At 69.4% G+C, this 18,500-nt stretch carries 20 protein-coding genes and 1 tRNA gene; 17 read left to right on the forward strand and 4 right to left on the reverse strand.

What is annotated here, in order from left to right; all coding sequences use genetic code 11:
- Window positions 1–10 precede the first annotated feature (10 nt).
- A complete protein-coding gene (locus LZ199_RS32295) occupies window positions 11–973 on the forward strand; it encodes a DHH family phosphoesterase (RefSeq protein WP_253997601.1) in 963 nt (320 codons plus the stop codon).
- Window positions 974–986: 13 nt separating this feature from the next.
- On the opposite strand, the gene LZ199_RS32300 is transcribed toward LZ199_RS32295, so the two are convergent.
- Entirely contained in the window at window positions 987–1,568 is a 582-nt protein-coding gene (locus LZ199_RS32300; RefSeq protein ID WP_253997602.1) for a Maf family protein, read from the reverse strand.
- A gap of 342 nt (window positions 1,569–1,910) precedes the next feature.
- Between LZ199_RS32300 and LZ199_RS32305 the strand changes: the two genes are divergently transcribed.
- Complete coding sequence (locus LZ199_RS32305; protein ID WP_253997603.1) at window positions 1,911–3,128, forward strand: metallopeptidase family protein; 1,218 nt, start codon at window positions 1,911–1,913, stop codon at window positions 3,126–3,128.
- Between the two features lie 5 nt (window positions 3,129–3,133).
- A complete protein-coding gene (locus LZ199_RS32310; RefSeq protein ID WP_163866803.1) occupies window positions 3,134–4,321 on the forward strand; it encodes a class I SAM-dependent rRNA methyltransferase in 1,188 nt (395 codons plus the stop codon).
- A gap of 27 nt (window positions 4,322–4,348) precedes the next feature.
- Here the strand turns inward: LZ199_RS32310 and LZ199_RS32315 are convergent, their stop codons facing one another.
- Complete coding sequence (locus LZ199_RS32315; RefSeq protein ID WP_253997604.1) at window positions 4,349–4,846, reverse strand: caib/baif family protein; 498 nt, start codon at window positions 4,844–4,846, stop codon at window positions 4,349–4,351.
- Window positions 4,847–4,899: 53 nt separating this feature from the next.
- Window positions 4,900–5,463, reverse strand: coding sequence for a hypothetical protein (locus LZ199_RS32320; protein ID WP_253997605.1), 564 nt, complete (start codon window positions 5,461–5,463; stop codon window positions 4,900–4,902).
- A 34-nt stretch (window positions 5,464–5,497) separates the two neighbouring features.
- On the opposite strand from LZ199_RS32320, the gene LZ199_RS32325 reads away from it, so the two are divergent.
- The 4 genes from LZ199_RS32325 (at window position 5,498) to LZ199_RS32340 (ending at window position 10,141) form a co-directional block, all read left to right on the forward strand.
- Entirely contained in the window at window positions 5,498–7,561 is a 2,064-nt protein-coding gene (locus LZ199_RS32325) for an ATP-dependent helicase (protein WP_253997606.1), read from the forward strand.
- A gap of 195 nt (window positions 7,562–7,756) precedes the next feature.
- The gene (gene rplM, locus LZ199_RS32330; protein WP_253997607.1) at window positions 7,757–8,203 is read left to right on the forward strand and encodes a 50S ribosomal protein L13; all 447 of its coding nucleotides are present in this window, start codon (window positions 7,757–7,759) and stop codon (window positions 8,201–8,203) included.
- 14 nt (window positions 8,204–8,217) lie between these two features.
- The gene (gene rpsI / locus LZ199_RS32335) at window positions 8,218–8,619 is read left to right on the forward strand and encodes a 30S ribosomal protein S9 (RefSeq protein ID WP_163866807.1); all 402 of its coding nucleotides are present in this window, start codon (window positions 8,218–8,220) and stop codon (window positions 8,617–8,619) included.
- A gap of 136 nt (window positions 8,620–8,755) precedes the next feature.
- Window positions 8,756–10,141: a type IV pilus twitching motility protein PilT gene (locus tag LZ199_RS32340; RefSeq protein WP_253997608.1), complete on the forward strand. Its 1,386-nt coding sequence runs from the start codon at window positions 8,756–8,758 to the stop codon at window positions 10,139–10,141.
- A 311-nt stretch (window positions 10,142–10,452) separates the two neighbouring features.
- Here LZ199_RS32340 and LZ199_RS32345 read toward each other — a convergent pair whose 3' ends face one another.
- Window positions 10,453–11,190 (reverse strand): hypothetical protein, encoded by a 738-nt coding sequence (locus tag LZ199_RS32345; RefSeq protein WP_253997609.1) that lies wholly within the window; start codon window positions 11,188–11,190, stop codon window positions 10,453–10,455.
- A gap of 35 nt (window positions 11,191–11,225) precedes the next feature.
- Here LZ199_RS32345 and LZ199_RS32350 point away from each other — a divergent pair, with 35 nt between their 5' ends.
- From LZ199_RS32350 to LZ199_RS32395, 10 genes are all read left to right on the forward strand, one after another.
- The gene (locus LZ199_RS32350; protein WP_253997610.1) at window positions 11,226–11,729 is read left to right on the forward strand and encodes a regulatory protein RecX; all 504 of its coding nucleotides are present in this window, start codon (window positions 11,226–11,228) and stop codon (window positions 11,727–11,729) included.
- A gap of 10 nt (window positions 11,730–11,739) precedes the next feature.
- On the forward strand, window positions 11,740–12,516 hold the full coding sequence (locus LZ199_RS32355) for an outer membrane protein assembly factor BamD (RefSeq protein WP_253997611.1): 777 nt from the start codon (window positions 11,740–11,742) through the stop codon (window positions 12,514–12,516).
- Window positions 12,513–13,217 carry a hypothetical protein gene (locus LZ199_RS32360; protein WP_253997612.1) on the forward strand — a complete coding sequence of 235 codons (705 nt, stop codon included), beginning with the start codon at window positions 12,513–12,515 and terminating at the stop codon, window positions 13,215–13,217. The genes LZ199_RS32355 and LZ199_RS32360 overlap by 4 nt, the downstream gene beginning before the upstream one ends.
- A 41-nt stretch (window positions 13,218–13,258) precedes the next feature.
- Window positions 13,259–13,981 carry a tetratricopeptide repeat protein gene (locus LZ199_RS32365; protein WP_253997613.1) on the forward strand — a complete coding sequence of 241 codons (723 nt, stop codon included), beginning with the start codon at window positions 13,259–13,261 and terminating at the stop codon, window positions 13,979–13,981.
- A 5-nt stretch (window positions 13,982–13,986) separates the two neighbouring features.
- Entirely contained in the window at window positions 13,987–14,922 is a 936-nt protein-coding gene (locus LZ199_RS32370; RefSeq protein ID WP_253997708.1) for an FHA domain-containing protein, read from the forward strand.
- A 72-nt stretch (window positions 14,923–14,994) separates the two neighbouring features.
- The gene (gene selD, locus LZ199_RS32375; protein ID WP_253997709.1) at window positions 14,995–16,035 is read left to right on the forward strand and encodes a selenide, water dikinase SelD; all 1,041 of its coding nucleotides are present in this window, start codon (window positions 14,995–14,997) and stop codon (window positions 16,033–16,035) included.
- Window positions 16,036–16,103: 68 nt separating this feature from the next.
- Complete coding sequence (locus LZ199_RS32380; protein WP_253997614.1) at window positions 16,104–16,913, forward strand: N-acetylmuramoyl-L-alanine amidase family protein; 810 nt, start codon at window positions 16,104–16,106, stop codon at window positions 16,911–16,913.
- Window positions 16,914–17,012: 99 nt separating this feature from the next.
- Window positions 17,013–17,726 carry a ribonuclease PH gene (gene rph, locus LZ199_RS32385; protein WP_253997615.1) on the forward strand — a complete coding sequence of 238 codons (714 nt, stop codon included), beginning with the start codon at window positions 17,013–17,015 and terminating at the stop codon, window positions 17,724–17,726.
- Window positions 17,723–18,328 (forward strand): XTP/dITP diphosphatase, encoded by a 606-nt coding sequence (locus LZ199_RS32390; protein WP_253997616.1) that lies wholly within the window; start codon window positions 17,723–17,725, stop codon window positions 18,326–18,328. Before rph ends, LZ199_RS32390 begins: the two co-directional genes overlap by 4 nt.
- A 70-nt stretch (window positions 18,329–18,398) precedes the next feature.
- A tRNA-Pro gene (locus LZ199_RS32395) sits at window positions 18,399–18,472 on the forward strand.
- Window positions 18,473–18,500 lie beyond the last annotated feature (28 nt).

Consider the following 18,500-nt stretch of genomic DNA (forward strand, 5'->3'; position numbering starts at 1 on the left):
GCGGCCCGCCATGAACGTTCAGGTCCTCTTCCACGACAACTGTTTCGACGGTGCCGCGAGCGCCGCGGTGTTCTCCCGCTTCTACCGGGAGCGCGTCCGCGCGGACGCGGCCTTTGGCTACCAGGGGCTGAATCACAAGCCTGGCGCGGAGGGAATCGACCCGGCGGTGTTCACCGGCGAGGAGAACGTCATCGTCGACTTCCGCTACAGCCAGGACGCGCGGCTGACGTGGTGGTTCGACCACCATGCCTCCGCCTTCCAGCAGCCGGGAGACGAGGCGCACTTCCGCGCGGACACCAGCGGGCGCAAGTTCCACGACGGGCACCGCAAGAGCTGCACGAAGTACCTGGCGGACGTGGCCCATGAGCGCTTCGGCTGGGACGCTTCGTCGCTCGCGGACCTCATCCACTGGGCCGAAATCATCGACGGCGCCCAGTTCCCCTCGCCGCAGATGGCGGTGGCGCTGGAGGAGCCGGCGCTGCGCATCATGACGGTGCTGGAGGCGAACAAGGACCCGGCGCTCATCCCCGAGGTCATCCGGCGCATGCAGACGGAGTCGCTCGCGGAGCTCGCCGCTTCGCCGCTCATCGCCGCGCCGCTGGCCCCGCTGCTCTCGCGACACCAGGGGAACATCGAGCTGGTGCGAGCCAAGGCCCGCTACGAGCGTGGCGTCGTCTTCTTCGACCTGGTGGACGAGGGCGTGGACAGCCTCAACAAGTTCATCGCGTACGCGCTCTATCCGGACGCGCGCTACACGCTGTGGGTGGGCAAGGGCGCGTCGCGTGCCAAGGTGTCCATCGGCTCGAACCCGTGGAGGCCGGAGCTGCGCAAGCACGACCTGTCCGCGATTGCGGGCCGGTTCGGCGGCGGAGGCCATCCGGTGGTGGCTGCGGCCAGCTTCAAGGCGGACCAGGCCGACAAGGCCCGCGCCGCGTACCAGGAGATTCTCGCGGAGCTGTCCACCGCGGGCTGACGGAGGCGCGGCGCTACCGGCGCTCGAAGAACGAGAAGCTGGCGTGCCGCAGCAGTCGCACCACCGTCACCATGGGCAGGCCCTGCACGTTGGTGCGATCTCCCTCCAGGCGCGCAAGCAGCGCCTGACCCGCGCCTTCCACGCGGTAGCTGCCGCAGCAGCCCTCCCACTCGTTCAAGTCCAGGTAGCGCTCCAGCTCGTCGGGCGTCACCGCGTGGAAGGTGAGGCGGGCCGTCTCCACGGCTTCCTCCATGTGCCCTCCGGGGCCGACGAGGCAGACGCCGGTGTGGATGTCGTGGGTGTGGCCCAACAGCTTGCCGAGCTGCACGCGCGCGGCATCGCGGTCCACGGGCTTGGTGAGCGTCTCGCCCGCGACTTCGACGAGCTGGTCGGCGCCCAGCACCCAGGCATCCGCGTGGCGCGCGTGGACCGCGCGGGCCTTGCGGGCCGCCAGCTCGCGCACGGCTTCCTTGGCGGACAGGTGGGGGGCCACCGTCTCGTCCACGCCTGGTGACTGAGTGCGATAGGGAAGGCCCAGGCCATCCATCAACGCGCGGCGGGCGCTGGACGTGGAGGCCAGAATCAAATCTTTCATGGGGCTCCCACCCTAGTTCACACGTGCGCGGAAGGGAGCCGCCCGCCGGGTGAGCATGCACATCTCCGCTTCCCGGCCACGAGGCGATGCGTGGTCTACCCGCGTGTGGGAGGGCTCCGCCCGCCGGGTGAGCACGCACGTTTCCGCTTCCCGGCCACGAGGCGATGCGTGGTCGACCCCCGTGCGGGAGGGGCTCCGCCCGCCGAGAGGGCATGCACGTCCCCGCTTCCCGGCCACGAGGTGATGCGTGGTCCACCCGCGTGCGGGAGGGGCCCCGCCCGCCGAGCGAGCATGCACGTCCCCGCTTCCCGGCCACGAGGTGATGCCGTAGCCTCACGCCCCATGTCGCGGCGCGGTCTGCTCGCCCTCTGCCTCCTCCTCACCGCGTGTAAGCGGAACGCCTCGGCCCCGGACACGGGAGACGCCGGTCCGCCAGAGGTGTCCGCGGTGAAGGCCCCGGCAGCCAATGCCGCTCCGGTGGACGGCGCCGAAGGTGGCTCGCGTCCGGTGCAGCCGCTCGCGGTGTGTCGCGCGCAAGGCAGCTCTCCCTTGGATGCGGCGCGCGGGTACTACGACGGAGGCCGCTTCGAGGAGGCGCTGTCCTGCGCGGCGCAGGCGGCGGCGCTGGAGCCGGACCTGGCGGCGGCCCATGCCGAGCGCGGCGTGGCGCTGGCCGCGCTGGGCCGGGAGCCGGAGGCCCAGCTCGCCTTCTCGCGGGCGCTCGCCATCGACCCTGGAGACGCGGACGCGCTCCTGGGCGCGGCGCACCTGTATGCGGTGCAGCTGCCCTCCACGCGCGAGCGGGACGAACTGGGCACGCTCTACGCCGAGCGAGGCCTGTCCCAACCCGGCACGCCTCCGGAGTTGATTCCCCACCTGGCGCTGGTGGCGGCCATGGCCTTCAACGATTTGGGCCAGGCGGAAGAGGCCCTGGCGCGCGCCGCCATCGTCCTGGCCCGGGAGCCGGGAAGCCGGGAAGCGCTGTACGAGCGGGCCCTGGCCCTCTTCGAGCTGTGTCGCTTCTCCGAGGCGAAGGCGGCCTTCCTGTCGCTCGTCTCCGACACGGAGCGCGCCGCGCACGCGCACCAGCACCTGGGCCTCCTGCTGGAGCGCGAGGGCAAGTGGAAGCAGGCGCAGGTGCACTTCGAAAAGGCCCGGAGCCTGGCGCCCGAGGACTTCCCGACGCCGCCCCTGCCTGGTGAGGACGCCTTCCGTGTGGACGTGGCGCGCGCCGTGTCCGAGCTGCCCGTGGACATGCGGAGCGACCTGGAGGGCGTGCCCGTCACCGCGGAGGAGCTGCCGGCCGAGAGTGACCTGCTGGCCAACCAGCCGCCGCTGTCTCCCACCATCCTTGGATTGTTCAGGGGGCCGCCGCTGGGCGCGCCGTGCGACGGAACGGAGACGCCGTGCCGCTCCGTGGTGCTCTACCGGCGCAACCTGGCGAGGGCGGTGCGCACACCGGCGGAGCTGCGTGAGCAGATTCGCGTGACATTGCTGCACGAAATCGGGCATCTGCGAGGGGAAGACGATGAAGAACTGGCCGCGCGCGGCCTGGAGTGACGCGAATGGCCATCCCCGTAACGCTTCCTGTGGCACGTACGACTCCCAAGGGCGCGAAGTCCCTGCGCACCGGAAACCCCTGGCTGTACCGCACCGAGCTCGCCGCCCCGCCCGACGTGACGGGCCCTGGCGCGGTGGTGCTGGTGGTGGACTCGCAGGGCAACCCCATTGGCCAGGCCCTCTATGCGCGGCGCTCCCCGCTGGCGCTGCGGCTCCTGACGCGCAAGCCTCCGCGCGAGCAGCCGGTGAACGACCTCTTCTTCCGCCGTCGCCTGGAGGCCGCGCTCGCGCGCAGGGCCTCGCTGTCCGGGCGTGACGGCCTGCGGCTGGTGCACGGTGAGTCGGACCAGCTGCCCGGCCTCTTCGTGGACCGCTACGGCAAGGGCCTGACGCTCCAGACGCTCTCCGAGGGCATGGACGCCCGCAAGGAGTCCCTGGCGAAGATGCTGGTGGAGCTCACCGGCGCCACCCACGTGGTGTGCCGCGACGACGCCTCCGGCCGCGACTTCGAGGGCCTCCCGCGCGAGTCGCGCTTCCTGCACGGCGAGGGCGAGTCGCGCTTCACGTACCACGAGGGCGACAACCGCTTCGAAGTGGACCTGCTCGGCGATATGAAGACGGGCGCCTTCCTGGACCAGGTGGACAACCACCTGCGCGCCGGAGAGCTCGCGCGGGGCGAGGCGCTGGACCTCTTCAGCTACCACGGCGGCTTCGCGCTGGCCCTGGCCCGTAACAGCGAGTCGGTGCTCGCGGTGGAGCAGGACGAGAAGGCCGCGGCGCGCATCGGCGACAACGCCCGCGCCAACAACCGGACGAACGTCAGCGTGGAGAACGCCAACGCCTTCGATGTGCTCAAGCGCTTCGACTCACAGAGCCGGCGCTTCGACACCATCGTGTTGGACCCGCCGGGGCTCGCCAAGCGCCGCGAGGGCCTGGAGACCGCGCTGCGCGCCTACCACGAGCTGAACCTGCGCGCGCTGCGGTGCCTGAAGCCGGACGGCCTGCTCGTCACCTGCTCGTGCTCCGGCAAGCTGGACCGCGCGGGCTTCGAGGAGATGCTGCTCGGCGCCGCGGCGGACGCCAAGCGCCCGATCCAGATTCTGGAGCGCCGGGGCGCGGGCCTGGACCACCCGGTGCTCGGTGGGTTGGGGGAGACGGAGTACCTCAAGGCCCTCTACGTGCGCGCCCTCTAGCAGCGCGCACGGGGACGACGGGGCTGCTCACGACAGCCCCAGCTCCTTGCGCAGCTTGCCCACGACCTTGAAGTACTCGGTCCGGGGGAAGGGGACGTTGAGGATGTGGAAGTCCTTCTTGGCCAGCCCCACGCAGCCGAAGCAGTAGTTGCAGTCCTGCAGGTTGCGGCAGAGCACCAGGTACGCGCTGGTGGTGCAGTTCTCGCTCTGCAGACAGTAGGCGCACGCGTGACAGCTCTTGCACTCCACGCAGTGCGAGCAGTTGTTGCACAGCTCGCACCGCGTGCAGTGGGTGCACTGGAAGCAGCTGTCGCAGTCCTTGCAGAACATGCAGTTGGCGCAGCGTTGACAGCCCTCGCACGCGTAGGAGCCGGGGTTGCCGGGGTCCGACGCGTAGCTCTTGGTGAGCTTCTGCAGCTGCTCCAGGAACTCCCGCTTGCCCAGCGTCGACACCAGCGCCCGCGCCGCCTTCTCCGCGGCGAGCGGATCCACTGTGTCTGGCCGCGTACCTTTCTCCTTCACCACCCGGGACACTCCTTGCCCGTCGTCAGGGCTCTCTTTGGGGCTCTCTGCAGGGCTCACTGAAGCCGGGCCAGCCCGGCCAGGTCGATTCCTCGCGCCACCCGCCGCACCTCCACCGTCCCCGGGAAGCCTCGGCTGGTGACGGCCACCACGAAGCGGTCCCCCACCAGGAGATTGGCTTCCGCCAGCGCCTCCTCCGCGTCGTATCTCACGAAGCCCACCGCGTCCTTCCAGTGGATGGGCGCCGCCGGGTCGCTGGGCGCCCGGCCCTTGGCCCGGTCCGCCGCGTCGCGGATGGCCTGTCCAATCTTCTCGCCCATCGTCGTGTCCACGATGCGCACCTTCACCTCTCGCCCCTCACCTCGGGTGAACAGGCGCTCGGCCTCGGACACGGACACTTCCCCGTACTTGCCGGTGGAGCCCTGCGTCCGCGCGACGGTGAAGCCCTCCAGCGCCTCTGGGAGGAAGGGGGCCAGCGACTTGAAGTACACGCAGGGCGCGCTCGCGGCCGGCACGGAGATTTCCACCTCGCTCAAGGCGGCGTCACGCTCCAGGCATCCGACACCCGGAGCGAGCGCGAGCAGGGCGGCGGAGAGGCGGAGGAGAAAGTTGTCGCGCACGGGCGAATCAAAGGGTATCCCCGGCCCGCGCGCAATGGACCTCTCGAAGCTCAACCCTCCTCAGCGCGAGGCCGTGGTTACCCTCCAGGGGCCCTTGCTGGTCCTCGCGGGCGCTGGCAGCGGGAAGACCCGCGTCATCACCCACCGCATCGTCCACCTGCTCAACGAGCGACCAGACCACATCCTGGCTCGCAACATCCTCGCCGTCACCTTCACCAACAAGGCGGCCACGGAGATGAAGGAGCGCCTGGTCCACATGGCCGGGCCGCGTGCGCAGGGCGTGCTGGTGTGCACCTTCCACGCCTTTGGCGCGGAGATGCTCCGCGAGGACATCCACCGCCTGGGGTGGCCCAAGAAGTTCGCCATCGCGGACATGGGCGACCAGCTGGCCATCATCCGCCGCGCCATGCGCGAGCACCGCATCGACGACCGCGCCTTCGACGCACGCAAGGTCCTCAACCTCATCTCCAAGGCGAAGAACTCCGGCAAGTCCCCGGAGCCCAAGCCGGAGGGCATCGGTGATGACTACGACCTCATCACCCACATGGTGTACCCGGACTACCAGCTCGCGCTGAAGGCGCAGGGCTCGGTGGACTTCGACGACTTGCTCCTCTTGCCCGCGCGCCTGTTGCGCGAGCACTCGGACCTCTACGTCAAGTACACGCGCCGCTTCCGCTACCTGTTGGTGGACGAATTCCAGGACACCAACCTGGCCCAGTTGGACGTGCTCAAGCTGATGGCTGGCGAGTCGCGCAACGTGTGCGCGGTGGGTGACGACGACCAGTGCATCTACTCGTGGCGCGGCGCGGAGGTGCGCAACATCCTCCACTTCGACCACTTCTTCCCGGGCGGCAAGGAAGTGCGGCTGGAGCAGAACTATCGCTCCGTGCAGATGGTGCTGGACGCGGCCAACGCCGTCATCGCGAAGAACCCCGAGCGCAAGGCCAAGCAGATGTGGACCGACCGCAAGGGCGGCCCCAAGGTGAAAATCGTGGCGTGCCCCAATGACGAGGAGGAGGCCCGCTTCGTCGCGCACGAAATCCAGAAGCACGTGTCGCTGGGCGTCCCCGAGGACGACATCGCGGTGCTCTACCGGACCAACGGCCAGTCCCACCCGGTGGAGGAGATGCTGCGCGAGAAGGGCATCCCCTACGAAGTCGTCGGAGGCAGCGAGTTCTTCGACCGGCGCGAGGTGAAGGACGTCATCGCGTACTTCAAGGTCATCGTGAACCGGCTGGACGAAATCTCCCTCATGCGCATCGTCAACGTCCCGTCCCGGGGCATTGGCGACGTGACGATGGAGCGGCTGCACGGGCACTCGCGCTCCGAGGGCGTCACCCTGTGGACGGTGATGCGCAAGGCCACCGAATACGAAGACCTGCCCCCCGGCGCCGGCGAGAAGGTCCGCGAGTTCGTGGAGCTGGTGGAGCGCTACCGTGCCGCGTACGAGCACGGCCAGCTGGCCACGGTGACGCGCAAGCTCCTGGAGGAGATTGGCTTCCGCGAGGCCACGCGCGCCCACGCTCCCAGCGCCACCAGCGCGGACAAGAAGCTCAAGGGCGTGGACGGGGTGCTCGGCTCGCTGGAGCGCTTCGAGAAGCGCGAGGGCCCCAAGGCCAGCCTCCTGACGTACCTCAACCGCCTCAGCCTGGACACCAAGCAGGAGGAGGAAGACGACGTGCCCGGCGCCAACCGCCGCGTCACGCTGATGACGGTGCACGCCTCCAAGGGCCTGGAGTACCGGCTCGTCTTCTTCATCGGCATGGAGGAGGACCTGATGCCCCACGGAGGCATGCAGGGCGAGGCGCAGAACCTCGAGGAGGAGCGCCGCCTCTGCTACGTGGGCATCACCCGCGCCAAGGAGCTGCTGTACCTCACCCGCGCCGTCACCCGGGTGAAGCGCGGCAAGGAGGTGCCTCGGACGCCCTCCCGCTTCCTGGAGGACCTGCCCCCCGAGGTCGCCGAGCACGTCTCCATGGACGCGCCGCGTCAGGGCGACCCCACGCCGGAGGAGAAGAACTTCTTCGCGAACCTGAAGGAGCGCTTCAAGAAGCCGGCGCCCGGGGCCCCGGGGGGCGGTGGGGTGCCCGGGCGGTAGGGTGGGGTGGGGGCGGCAGGCGAGCATTCCAGGGCCGAGGCCCCGCCAACCTTGACTTGATCCTCCATGCCGACTAGGAGGGTCGGCCTTTCCAGGCCTCCGTGGAGTTTCGACGGCGGACCTGCGGTTGGTTAGGCACGTTCAGCGGTCCCCCGGCATGCACCTGGCGGCCGCGAGAAGTTTGGAGTGCAAGAAATGTCGCAGAAGACCTACAGCGCGAAGGCTGGGGACATCAAGCGCCAGTGGCACGTCGTTGACGTGTCCGACAAGGTGCTGGGCCGCGCGGCGAGCCAGATTGCCACCCTCCTCAAGGGCAAGCACAAGGCCATCTACACGCCGTCCATCGACACGGGCGACCACGTCATCGTCATCAACGCCGAAAAGGTGAAGGTGACGGGGACCAAGGAGCAGGACAAGCTCTACTACCGGCACTCTCGTGCGGGTTTCCCGGGTGGCTTGAAGATCACCAACCTGGAGAAGCTCCGTCAGCGTCACCCCGAGGACGTCATCCTCAACGCCGTGCGTCGCATGTTGCCCCGCAACGCGCTCGGTCGGCAGATGATGACGAAGCTGAAGGTCTACGCAGGTGACACCCACCCGCACGCCGCCCAGAAGCCGGCCGCGTTCGCGGTCGAGGCGTAAGGGAGACAACGTCCATGCCCATTCACCAAGAGCTCGGTTTCTACGCCACCGGCCGCCGCAAGGAGGCCACCGCCCGCGTGTGGCTCCGTCCCGGCACGGGTCAGGTCACCGTCAACGGTCGGGAGATCAACGACTACTTCGGTCGTGAGACCTCGAAGATGGTGCTCAATCAGCCCCTCGAGATCCTCGAGCAGAAGGGGAAGCTCGACGTCACCGTGAACGTTCGCGGCGGCGGTCTCTCCGGTCAGGCCGGTGCCATCCGTCACGGCATCGCCCGCGCCCTGTGCGCCTTCAACCCGGAGTTCCGTCCGGCGCTGAAGAAGGCCGGCTTCCTCACCCGCGATGCTCGCGCGGTCGAGCGCAAGAAGTACGGTCAGCCGGGCGCGCGTCGCCGGTTCCAGTTCTCCAAGCGCTAACCGCTCAGGTTGGTTGCTCGGTTGTCTCCCGCGGCGGGGGCTCTCTCACGAGGGTCTCCGCCGTGGTGTTTTCCGGGACTCACTGTTTCCCTCGGTCGCTTCGGCGCGGGGGCGTCTGCTACGATTCCAGGCGCCCATGGAACTGAATGAGATTCTCCAGATCGCCCTGCGCGGCGGTGCCTCCGACATTCATCTCAAGGCAGGTCTGCCGCCCATGTTCCGGGTGGATGGCTCGCTGGTGCCGTTGAAGGACGGCCGTCGCCTCCCTCCGGAGGAGGTGGCGCGCATGGCCTTCGGCATCATGAACGAGTTCCAGAAGGAGAAGTTCAAGTCGAGCAACGAGGTGGACCTGGCGTACGGCGTTCCGGGCCTGGGCCGCTTCCGCGTGAACGTCTTCCAGCAGCGTGGCACGGTGGGCGCGGTGCTGCGAGTCATCCCGTTCAAGGTGATGACCATGCAGGACCTGCTGCTGCCGCAGGTGCTGGCGAAGATTTGCGGAGAGGAGCGCGGCCTCGTGCTGGTGACGGGGACGACGGGCTCGGGCAAGTCCACGACGCTGGCGGCGATGATCGACCACATCAACGCCAACGAGACCAGCCACATCATGACGATTGAGGACCCCATCGAGTTCCTCATCCGGGACAAGCGCTCCATCGTGAACCAGCGCGAAGTGGGCGTGGACACGATGAGCTTCGCGCAGGCGCTCAAGAGCGCGCTGCGCCAGGACCCGGACGTCATCCTCGTGGGCGAAATGCGAGACCACGAGACCATCGAAACGGCGCTGCACGCGGCGGAGACGGGCCACCTCGTCATGTCGACGCTGCACACGCTGGACGCGACGGAGACGGTCAACCGCATCGTCTCCGCCTTCCCTCCGCACCAGCAGAAGCAGGTGCGCATCCAGCTCGCGAGCGTGCTCAAGGGCGTGGTCAGCCAGCGACTGGTGCCGCGCGCGGATGGCAAGGGCCGCGTGGCCGCCGTCGAAGTGCTGCGAGTCACCGCGCGCGTGCGCGAGCTCATCGAGGACAAGGACCGGACGAAGGAGATTCACGACGCCATCGCCCAGGGCACCGACTCCTACGGCATGCAGACCTTCGACCAGTCGTTGATGAGCCTGGTGCGACAGGGACTGGTGACGTACGAGGAGGCCCACCGCCAGGCGTCCAACCCGGACGACTTCGCGCTGCGCTTCTCCGGCATCAGCGGCACGTCCGACTCGAAGTGGGACAACTTCGACGCGAAGCCCGGCGATGCCCGCCCGATTCCCGGCTCGGCCGCCTTCGCGCAGAAGGGCGCGCCCACGGGGGCCGCCGCTCCGCCGCCGGCTGCTCCGCCCACGCCGGTGCCCGCCCAGGCCCAGCGTCCGGGGCCGCCCATGGCGCCCGCCGCCGCGCGTCCGCCCGCGCCCGCTCAGGCCGCGAGGCCTCCGGCGCCCGTGCCCCCGCGTCCGGCGCCCGCGCCAGCCCCGGCTCCCGCGCCAGCGGCGGGTGGGGACGACGACTTCCAGATCGAACGTTTCTGAGGGATGGCCGGGCCCATCTGCTTCAACGGATGGGCCGCCTTGGCCTGAGCGAATCGCTTTGCGTGGGCGCCATTCCGCACTGCCTGATTGGACGGTGCGCCTGGGTGAGTCGCTCTGAGCAGGAACTGCTCCGTTTCACCAGATGGGCCGGCACGCCTGAGTAGGCGCATCGAGAGCCCGAGTCGCCCGTATCAGCGGACGAGCGGGCCGTTCGAGCACTCCGGCCTGGCGGATCCGCGGAGGCAGGGCAGGGTACCCGCCACTTCGAGTCGCTCCGGGCCCGCGAACGGGCCTGGCCTCGACGCAAGCGCCTACGCGTCTTCCTCGCCCAGCATGGCGCGCAGGCGTGACAGGCGCAGCGGTCCCATGAGGCCCTCGCGAGCGAGCACCTGGAGCAACTGCGCGGTGGCGTGCACCTTGGCCTCCTGCTCCTCCTCGGGCTTGTTGGCGATCTCCGCGTCGATGACCGCCTCGATGTGCTCGGGGTTGATGGGCGCGGGCCCTTCCTCCCAGGCGATGTCGAACAGCGCGCGCGCCATGGTCTCCCGCACCTTGCGCTCACCCTCGTCCGTCGCGCTCTTCACGAACCCGAGGCGGAGGGCATCCACCGCCTCCTTGGTGAGCGCCGCCAGCGCGGGTACCTCGCTCAGGGACTCCTTCACGTAGTCACGGTCGAACGAGTCCACGTCCTGCGCGTAGCCGAAGGCCTCCTCCAGGAGGATGGAGGCGATGAACGCATCCGTCTCCTCCTCGCTGGCGCCTTCCTCGGCCAGCGCCTCGCGGGCCTTGCGGGCCGGCTCCCCCAGCTCCGCGTCGTCCAGCAGCGCGCGCGCGGACGCATGGGCCGCCAGCAGCACGAGCGCGGCCTGGGCATCCGAGGACAGGATGCGGCCTCCCACATCCATCAGGATGGAGGCCTCGTGCGGGTGTGCCTTGGCGGTCTCGGTGAAGGACTGCTCCTCCGGGGAGAGGGCTTCTCCAGCCTGCTGCTTGCGGAGCGTCTCCTTCGCGACATCGGCGGTGAGGAAGCGGGCGAGGACAGGGTGCATGCCCGCGCCTGTTACCACATGCTACGTATCCCGCCATGCTCTCGGAGGATGAAGGACCGGAGGCCGTCCAGCGCGCCACGGATGCGGGCCTCAAGCTGCTGGCCGCCCGTGCCCGCACCCGCCACGAGCTGCTCCAGGCCCTGGAGCGCAAGGGCTTCCCCGCCTCCGTGTGCGATGCCGCGCTCGCCCGGCTCCAGGGCTGGGGTTATCTCGACGACGTTCGCTTCGGCCGTGAGCGCGCCGCCTCCCTCCTGAGCGGTGGCAAGGGCCCCGCCGCCGTCCTCCAGCGCCTCCACGCGCATGGGCTTTCGGAGGACGAGGCCCGAAGCGCGCTCGACGCCGCCCGCGCCACGGTGGCGTTCGACGCCGTCGCCGCGGCGCGCACCGCCCTGGAGAAGCGCGGGCTGTCGGCTCGCCCGCCCGACGGGAAGGCGTGGGCCCGCGCGGCCCGGTTCCTGTCGGGTCGTGGATTCTCCCAGGACGTCATCCATCAGCTCCTGGGCGAACCTTCGCTGGACCCCTCGGGGCCGGACGAATAGCGTGGCGTCGATGCGTTCCGCCGTCGCCTTCCTGACCACCGTCCTGCTGTTCACCTCCGGCTGCGCCGCCCTCTCCGGCAGCCAGGGCGGAGACCCCGACTACGCCGTCACCGCCGAGGAGAACCTCCTGCTCGGCAGCGATGCCCTGGAGAACAAGGACTTCCTCAAGGCCCAGAAGTACTTCGAGTACGTCCGCGCCAAGTTCCCCTACCAGGAAGCCGCGCGCGAGGCGGAGCTGCGGCTGGCGGACCTGGACTTCGCCCGCGAGGCCTTCCCGGAGGCCCGGGACCAGTACCAGTCCTTCATCAAGCTCCACCCCACCCACCCCAAGGTGGACTACGCGGCCTTCCGCTCCGCCCTCACCCACGTGGAGGACTACCCCTCCGACTTCTTCGCCCTCCCGCCCTCGGAGGAGAAGGACCAGGCCGAGATTCGCGCGGGGCTGTCCACCATGGAGGAGTTCCTCCGCCAGTATCCGGATTCGCAGTACGCCCCGGAGGCCAAGAAGCACGCGGACGAGGCGCGCAAGCGGCTGGCCGAGCACGAGCTGTACGTGGCCCGCTTCTACACGAAGCGCGAGCGCTGGAAGGCCGTCGCCCAGCGCCTGGAGGGGCTGCTCGTCAAGTACCCGGGCACGCCCGTCGAGGAGGAGGCCCTCTTCGACCTCCACGCGGCCTACGTGAAGCTGAATGACCCGAAGCGCGCGGAGGAGACGCTGCGCCAGGTGCTGCGCCGCCTGCCCGGGACTCCCGCCGCGGAGAAGGCCCAGCGCATGCTGGGCACGTGAGGACGACGGAGGAGTGGAGCCGCCTGGGCGGCCTGGTCATCGCCGGACTGGCGGTGCTCGCCGCCTGCGCGGTGCTCATCCCCCGGCTCCTGGGTTTCGCCGCCGGGCCCGAGGCGGAGGTCATCACCGCCCTGAAGCGCACCGAGGCCTACGGGCTTTCCCTGCCCATCCCCCACTCGGCCGTTCCGCTCACCTCCCAGGAGCTCCACTTCGCCCGAATCACGGTGACGGTGGAGCCCGGAGCGAAGCGGGCGGAGGCCTTCGCCACCCTCGACTTCGAGGGAAGCCTGGGCGCTACCCAGGTGGGCACCGCCGGGGTGGAGCGGGTGCCCTTCGTCTTGAAGGACGGTGACTGGACGCCGGAGCCCTCCGCCGCGCCTCGGCTGGTGGCCGTCGTCGCCGCGCTGGAGGCCCGGCGCCGCGCGCTCGAGACGGCGGACGCGGAGGCCTTGTCCCGACTGTTGGCGCCTGGAAATCCCGGAGTGGCGGGACCCGAATGGGACGAGCTGAAGATGCTGCGAGGACGCGTCTATCGGGCGGAGGCGTGGTACATCCGCCTGGAGCGGGAAGAAGCGGTCGTCACGGAGCACTGGCGGCTGCAGGGCTCTCTCCCGTCGAGGCCGGTGGACACCCGGGGCCAACGGTCTCTGTCGCTCACACTTCACGGTGATGAATTCTTGTTTTCGCCCGGGCTCATGTAGGCTACCTGCGTCGGAGGCAGGGCCCGAGGACGGGCCGAGTCATGGAAGAGCCCCTCAAGCAGCTACTGACCCTCGGGCGCGGCTACTTCGAGAAGAAGCAGTACGCCCAGGCCGAGCAGTACCTCGCGAAAATCGTCGAGCAGAATCCGACGTTCGCGGACGTATTCAACATGCTCGGCATCATCTACCACGACCAGGGCCAGTTCGCCCGGGCGCAGCGGGCGTTCGAGTCCGCGCTGAACCTGAATCCGGCGTACACCGAAGCGGCGCTGAACCTGGCGGTCATCTACAACGACATGGGGAAGTACGCCGAGGCGAAGGAGGTCTACCAGGCCGCCTTGTCCCGACAGAAGACCGGCCCCGGCGAGCTGGACCCCTACGTCGAGAAGAAGATCGCCAACATGTACGGCGAGATTGGCGACGTGTACGCGTCCAGTGGCGCGTGGCAGAAGGCGATTGAGGAGTACCGCCGCGCGCTGGGCCTGTGTCCCCAGTTCGTGGACATCCGCCTCAAGCTGGGCAACGCCCTGCGCGACGCGGGTGACAACGTGGCGGCCATCTCCGAGTACGAGCAGGTCATCGCGCAGAACCCGGCCTTCATCCCGGGCCGTATCCAGTACGGCGTGGCGCTGTACTCCGCTGGACGCAGGGCGGAGGCGGTGCAGGTGTGGGAAGACGTGCTGGCGCGCAGCCCCGACAACAAGAGCGCGCAGATGTATCTCAACCTGGTGAAGGACCCCGGCAAGGTGGAGCAGGCGGGTTGATGACCATGGATATCGCGAAGACCTATGCCCTGAAGTTCATCTCCGGGAAGTACCAGGGCGGAGAGTTCCCGCTGAAGGCGGAGAAGCAGATCGTCATCGGCCGCTCCAGCGAGCTGGACATGGTGCTCGTCGAGGACATGGTCTCGCGCAAGCACGCGAAGATCAGCTTCTCGGGTGGGAAGATCACCATCGAGGACCTCGGCTCCACCAACGGCACCTTCGTCAACGGCGAGAAGGTGAAGCAGGCCGGGCTCAAGGAGGGGGACCGCATCCTCATCGGGACCTCCATCCTCAAGCTCGTGCACCAGGGCGTTGACGGCGCCAACGTGGACGAGGGCATGGCCAAGCTGAAGTTGGAGGAGGCCGCCGCCGCCCAGGCCGCGCGGACCACCACCAAGGGCAGCTCCATGACAGGGAAGATTGAGGAAATCCCCCTGCCGGACCTGCTCCAGCTCTTCCACACCTCCAAGAAGAACGGCGTGCTGGTGGTCAACAGCGCCCAGGAGGGGAAGATCTACCTGCGCCAGGGTCGCGTCTACTACGCGGTCATCGGCGACAACCACAACCTGGGGCCGCAGAAGAGCTTCAACCGCATCATCACCTGGGAGCAGGGCGACTTCGAGCTGCGTCCGGCGGACAGCCAGGAGTTCATGGTGGAGCTGGACTCGTCCACGGAGGCGCTGCTGATGGACGCGCTCCGTCAGCTCGACGAGCTCAAGCGCCTCCAGCCGAGCCTGCCGCCTCCGGAGGCGATGCTCCAGCTGGTCGTCCCGCTGGCGTCGCCGCTCAAGGAGCTGACGCCGGAGCTGTTGGACGTGCTCCAGCTCGTCATCAACCAGGGGACCCTGGTGGGTGTGTTGGACCGCGCGGACGCGGACGACGTCGTCACGGCCGAAGGGCTGGTCCAGCTCCTCAAGCGCGAGTACGTGCGCATCATCTGAGTCGTACACAGGGCCCGCCCCTCATCCGGGCGGGTCCGAAAAGGGGAACACGCCGTGGCGGACGCGAAGTCGGTGAAGCGCCTGCGCCTCACCGAGCTGAGTCACTGCGCGGGTTGCGCGGCGAAGCTCAAGGCCGGGGACCTGTCGAAAATCCTGGGGGGACTGAAGTCCACCCGTGGCCCCCAGGCCCTGGTGGGCTTCAACACGAATGACGACGCGGCGGTGTACCGCCTCGCGCCCGGTCTCGCCGTGGTGGAGACGGTGGACTTCTTTCCGCCCGTGGTCGACGACCCGTTCCAGTTCGGCGCCATCGCCGCGGCGAACGCGCTGTCGGACATCTACGCGATGGGGGCGAAGCCGCTGTTCGCGCTCAACCTCGTGGGCTTCCCCGACGGCCTGCCGCTGTCCGTGCTCTCCAAGATTCTGGCGGGGGGGCAGTCCAAGGCGGAGGAGGCGGGCATCCCCATCCTCGGCGGCCACAGCATCAGGGACCCGGAGCCCAAGTACGGCCTGGCCGTCACTGGCGTGGTGCACCCGAAGAAGGTGCTCACCAACGCGGGCGCGAAGCCGGGTGACGTGCTGCTGCTCACCAAGCCGCTGGGCACGGGCATCGCCACCACGGCCATCAAGCGGGGGCTCGCCTCGAAGCAGCTCCAGAAGCGCGTCATCGCCGTCATGACGACGCTCAACCGCGCCGCGGGCGAGGTCTTCGCGTCGGGCAAGTTCAAGGTGAACGCGCTCACGGACGTGACGGGCTACGGGCTGTTGGGCCACCTGCTGGAGATGATGACGGGCGCGAAGACGCGCGCGGCCATCGACCTGGAGCGCATCCCCCTCATCGCGGAGGTGCCCTCGCTGGCCGAGGCGGGGGTGGTTCCGGGTGGCACCCGCTCCAACCTGGCCCACGTCCAGAAGAAGGTCCGCTTCCCCAAGGGACTGCCGGAGGCGATTCAGTGGGTGCTCGCCGACGCGCAGACCAACGGAGGCCTGTTGGCCAGCGTGCCCGCGAGCGACGCGCTCAAGGCCCTCAAGGCCCTGGACAAGGCGGGCGTGGACGCGGCCCTCATCGGTGAAGTGCGGGCAGGGCGGCCCGCCATCGAAGTCATCGGCTGAACGGCCCACCCCGGAATGGGCTGGGATTTCGCTCCCGGGGTGGGGCTCCGCTAGCATTCCACCCCGGCATGCCGCTGTCCCCCCGCCCCCTCCTGGCCCTCGTTGCCTTTCTCTGCCTCGTTCCCGTCACCTCGGGTGCCGGCGAGCGCCCCGCGCGCATCGTCATCGACCCGGGGCACGGCGGAATCAAGGAGGGCGCGAAGGGGCCGGGCGCGCTGCGCGAGAAGGAAGTGGCGCTGCAGATTGCCCACCGGCTGCGCTCGAAGCTGGAGGCCGCGGGGGGCGAGGTCTACCTGACGCGGGAGCGCGACGCGCTGGTGACGCTCACCGAGCGCGTGGAGATGACCAACGACCACGGCGCGGACCTCTTCATCTCCATCCACGCCAACTCCATGCCCACGCCCCGCATGCGCGCGCGCACCGAGGGCGTGGAGACCTACTTCCTGTCCGCGAGTGCCTCGGGCGAGGCGGCCCTGGCGGTGGCGGACCGGGAGAACGCGGAGGCGCCCATGTCCCGCGTATCGCGCGGAGACTCGACGCTGGCGCTCATCCTCCACGACCTGGTCCGCACGGAGGCGCACTCGGACTCCTCGCGGCTGGCCTATGCCATCCACCCCCGGCTGGTGGCGCGCACTCGCGCGGCGGACCGGGGCGTGCAACAGGCGCCCTTCTTCGTGTTGTCCGGCGTGGAGTGCCCCGCCGTGCTCGTCGAGGTGGGCTACATCTCCCATCCAGAGGAGGGCGTGCGGCTGGGGCGGGACGACTACCAGGAGAAGCTGGCCGAGGCCATCAGCGAGGGCGTGCTCGCCTTCCTGCGAGAGACGCGTCGGCGGGACGCCGCCAGGCCCGCCCAGGTGGCGGGCCCCGTCTCCCCCTGAGCGGACAGGCGATTGGACAGGCGGGCGACGCGGACGCCACGCGCGTGTCGTGGCTCTGGTAGAGAAGGGACGCTCGCCTCACTTCCCCAGGAGCTCGCCGTGCGTTCCTTCCAACGTGGTGCGCTGGACCTTCGCCCCGTCATCATCACCCCCGGAGTGTCCCGCTATGCGGAGGGCTCCGTGCAGGTGGAGTTCGGCCACACCAAGGTGCTCGTCACGTGCTCCACCGAGGAGCGCGTTCCCCCGCACCTCATGGGCAAGGGCACCGGTTGGGTGACGGCCGAGTACGGCATGCTGCCCCGGGCCACGCACACGCGCAGCCACCGCGAGGCGGCCAAGGGAAAGCAGACCGGCCGCACCATGGAGATTCAGCGGCTCATCGGCCGCTCCCTGCGCGCCGCGGTGGACCTGTCCACGCTGGGCGTGCGCACCCTCACGCTGGACTGCGACGTGATTCAGGCGGACGGCGGCACGCGCACCGCTTCGATTACCGGGGCCTATGTGGCGCTGGTGCTCGCGCTGCGCTCGCTGCAGAAGGCGGGCACGCTCACCAAGACGCCCAAGCTGACGCCCATGGCCGCGGTGTCCGTGGGCGTGGTGGGCGGCGAGGTGCGCGTGGACCTGGACTACGAGGAGGACTCGAAGGCGGACGTGGACCTGAACATCGTGGCCACGGGGGACGGGCGCATGGTGGAGGTGCAGGGCACCGCCGAGCACCAGCTCTTCGACCGCAAGGCGATGGACGCGATGCTCGACGGGGGCCTGGCCGCCATCCAGCAGCTCGTCGCCGCGCAGGCCAAGGCGCTCGAATGACGACGGGCACGGCCAGGCTCCTCTTCGCCACCACCAACAAGGGCAAGCTGCGCGAGTTGCGCGAGCTGGTGGGGGACTCGGTGGAGGTGGTGTCGCTGGCGGACCTGGCGCCCATCCCCGAGCCCGAGGAGGACGGCGACACCTTCGAGGCCAACGCCGTGAAGAAGGCGCTGGAGTACGCCCGGGCCACCGGACTGCCCGCGCTGGCGGACGACTCCGGGCTGTGCGTGGACGCGCTGGAGGGACGGCCCGGCGTGCTGTCCGCCCGGTATGCGCCGGGGGACGACAAGGCCCGGTACCAGAAGCTGCTCGCGGAGCTGACCGGGGTGCCCGACGCGAAGCGCACGGCGTCGTTCCGCTGCGCGCTGGCCCTGGCGTGGCCGGATGGCCGGACGCACGTGGAGGAGGGGCGGTGCGAGGGCCGCATCGGCCACGCGCCGAGCGGGACGCGTGGCTTCGGTTATGACCCCATCTTCATGTTTCCGGACAGTGGCCGGACGATGGCGGAGCTGACCCCGGAGGAGAAGTCCGCCGTGTCACACCGGGGCGCGGCCTTCCGGAAGATGAAGTCGAAGCTGCTGCTGCTCGCCACCAGCACTTGAGCGCGCTGGTCAGGCACGTTGCCCTTGCGCGTCCGTCCGCGATGGTTCAACAATGCCGCACTCTACTTTTCGGGGCGTAGCGCAGCCTGGTAGCGCACCTGCCTTGGGCGCAGGGGGTCGGAGGTTCGAATCCTCTCGCCCCGATTTTAAGTAGCGCAGTGGAAGCAGGCGG

This window comes from Myxococcus qinghaiensis, assembly GCF_024198215.1.
In the GTDB taxonomy this organism is placed as follows: Bacteria; Myxococcota; Myxococcia; order Myxococcales; family Myxococcaceae; genus Myxococcus; species Myxococcus qinghaiensis.